Below are 1,591 nucleotides of genomic sequence, written 5' to 3' on the forward strand. Positions count from 1 at the left end.
GCTTTAATGCTGCGGTAAACACACACTTCCAGCTTTCTGCATCCAGCCAGCGACCATGCCATTCAACCTGACGAGAGACGTCACCTAAGCAGGCCCATAGCTTCCTGTTTTGGTCTAAGCTGCGGTTGCGTTCCTGAATGGTTACTACGATTGGTTTGGTTGGGTCTGGAAGGATTTGCTGTACTGCGTGAATAGCGTTTTGCTGATGTGCTGGAGATCGAATTTCAAAGGTTAGTTTTTTCATGACTTCCCTCTCCCCCAAATAAAAAGGCCTGCGATTACCAGCAGGCCTGTTATTAGCTCAGTAATGTAGATGGTCATCTTTTAACTCCATATACCGCCAATACCCGTTTCATCGCGGCACTCTGGCGACACTCCTTAAAAACCAGGTTCGTGCTCATCTTTCCTTCCCGTTCTTCCCTGGTAGCAAACCGGTAATACACCGTTCGCCAGACCTTACCTTCGATAACCAGAAGACCTGCCCGTGCCATTTTAGCCGCGGCCTGATTTATGCTGGTTACTGTTGCGCCTGTTAGCGCGGCAACGTCCGGCGCACAGAAGCTATTATGCGTCCCCAGGTAATGAATAATTGCCTCTTTGCCCGTCATACACTTGCTCCTTTCAGTCCGAACTTAGCTTTGATTTCTGCGATCTTCGCCAGAGCCTGTGCACGATTTAGAGGTCTACCGCCCATGACAGGAAGTTGTTTTACTGGTTCAGGGATCGCCTCACCACGGTTAATTCTCGCAGTCATATGGACAAGCTCATCTGCGGCCTTACGGCGTAATTCCGCATCAGTAAGCGCATTGGCCCGCATGTTCTGATACAGGTTGGTAACCAGCCAGTAGTGCGCGTTTGATTTCCACGGATAAGACTCCGCATCCGGATACAGGCCTCGCTTCCGGCAATACTCGTAAACCATATCAACCAGCTCGCTGACGTTTGGCAGTCCGGCGGTAACGGATGCTTCTTCCCGGCACCATGCAACAAACTGCCCGGGTGATGGCAGAAATGGTAGATTCTGCCGCCGGGCTACGCGCATTCCTGCGTTAACCTGTTCCATCGTGGTGATCCCGTTTTCCCGAAAAGCCAGAACCCACTGGCGACGGATTTCGTTCACTTCGTTCTGGTCACGGTTAGCCAGGCTCGCCGGGAAAGTTGCCAGTAACTGGCTGAACACACCGTTGATGATCTGCGCTACCTGCTGTACCTGCGGCTTTTCGTCGTACTGTTCCGGCATGTTGTTGGCGATCCGACGCATCTGCTCACGGTCAAAGTTAACCATCTGTGCGGCGATGTTTTTCATAGATCCACCCCGTAAATCCAGTCTGTGTTTGTCAGGTCGAGTTTTGGTTTGCTGGCTGTCACGCCTGCCTGTTGCTTGTTACGGTTGATTTCGAGTTGGGTCCACTTATCGCGGAGTTTGGCCGGGCTCAGCACGTTACCGGACCAGAAGTTGTCCTGGCATGCCCAGCGGAACAGCACACACATGTCGCGGTGGTTACGTCCGTCACGTTCACGCATCAGGCGTATATCGTTAGCCCACCCAGCAAAATTCGGTTTGCTGGCTGATGGTGCGATAGTCTACACC

At 52.2% G+C, this 1,591-nt stretch carries 4 protein-coding genes; all 4 read right to left on the bottom strand.

From position 1 onward, the window contains the following. The coding region (locus tag CSC62_RS17120; RefSeq protein ID WP_172604257.1) for a recombination protein NinB at positions 1 to 244 on the bottom strand (244 nt) is incomplete at its 3' end. A 73-nt stretch (positions 245 to 317) separates the two neighbouring features. Continuing rightward, a complete protein-coding gene (locus CSC62_RS17125) occupies positions 318 to 608 on the bottom strand; it encodes a protein ren (protein WP_000145933.1) in 291 nt (96 codons plus the stop codon). Next, entirely contained in the window at positions 605 to 1,306 is a 702-nt protein-coding gene (locus tag CSC62_RS17130) for a replication protein P (RefSeq protein ID WP_162407883.1), read from the bottom strand. The genes CSC62_RS17125 and CSC62_RS17130 overlap by 4 nt, the downstream gene beginning before the upstream one ends. Further along, positions 1,303 to 1,524 (bottom strand): hypothetical protein, encoded by a 222-nt coding sequence (locus tag CSC62_RS17135; protein WP_001209148.1) that lies wholly within the window; start codon positions 1,522 to 1,524, stop codon positions 1,303 to 1,305. Before CSC62_RS17135 ends, CSC62_RS17130 begins: the two co-directional genes overlap by 4 nt. Positions 1,525 to 1,591: the final 67 nt, after the last annotated feature.

It is taken from the genome of Pseudoxanthomonas jiangsuensis (genome assembly GCF_010093185.1).
Lineage (GTDB): Bacteria > Pseudomonadota > Gammaproteobacteria > Xanthomonadales > Xanthomonadaceae > Pseudoxanthomonas > Pseudoxanthomonas jiangsuensis.